1 protein-coding gene is annotated in these 701 nt (G+C 64.1%); it reads right to left on the bottom strand.

Features of this window, described 5'->3' with window-relative positions:
* On the bottom strand, positions 1-658 hold a 658-nt coding region (locus EOB59_RS35025), incomplete at its 3' end, for an adenosine kinase (protein ID WP_164895874.1).
* Positions 659-701: the final 43 nt, after the last annotated feature.

Here is a 701-nt window from a genome sequence, read left to right as displayed (position 1 = left end):
TGATCTCGTGGCTGTTGGCAAAGACGATGTCGACCGTGCCCGAGCGCATCAGGTCGAGGAATTCGTCGCGGTAGCGGTCGACGCAGAACGAATCCGACAGTGTCATCGACACTTCTCGGCCTGCCGCGTGCGCCAGCTTCGCCGTCTGGCGGATTGCCTCCTTGGCGCGCGGCGGGTCCCACAGATAGCCTTCGAAATAGGTGACCTTGGCGCCAGACGCCTTGTCGGCTTCGACATCCTCAGGGCCAAGCTCGACGCAGGCGCCGAGATAGGTGTTCATCGAGCGCTCGCCGTCGGGCGTGACGAAGATCATCGAGCGCGCCGTCGGCGGCTCACCCTTGAGCGGTATGGTGTCGAAGGCGACGCCCTGCGCATGGATGTCGTGCGCGTAGATTTCGCCCAGCGCATCGTTGGAGACCTTGCCGAAGAAGGCGGCGCGGCCGCCAAAGCTGGCGACGCCGGCCGCCGTGTTGCCGGCGCTGCCGCCGGAGGCCTCGATCGCCGGGCCCATGCGGCTGTAGAGCAGTTCGGCGCGTTGTGTGTCGATGAGGTTCATCGCGCCCTTGATGATGCCGTTGGTCTCGAGGAATTCCTCGTCGCACTGGGCGATGATGTCGACAATGGCATTGCCGATGCAAAGCACGTCATAATCCGGCATCAAAATCTCCGCCAAAACCCGAGCCGGCTTCTTGCCACGCCGG

The organism is Mesorhizobium sp. M7A.F.Ca.MR.176.00.0.0, from assembly GCF_004023165.1.
GTDB lineage: Bacteria > Pseudomonadota > Alphaproteobacteria > Rhizobiales > Rhizobiaceae > Mesorhizobium.
Note: the sequence above shows the minus strand (reverse complement) of the source record. Positions and strands in the feature narration are given on the sequence as shown.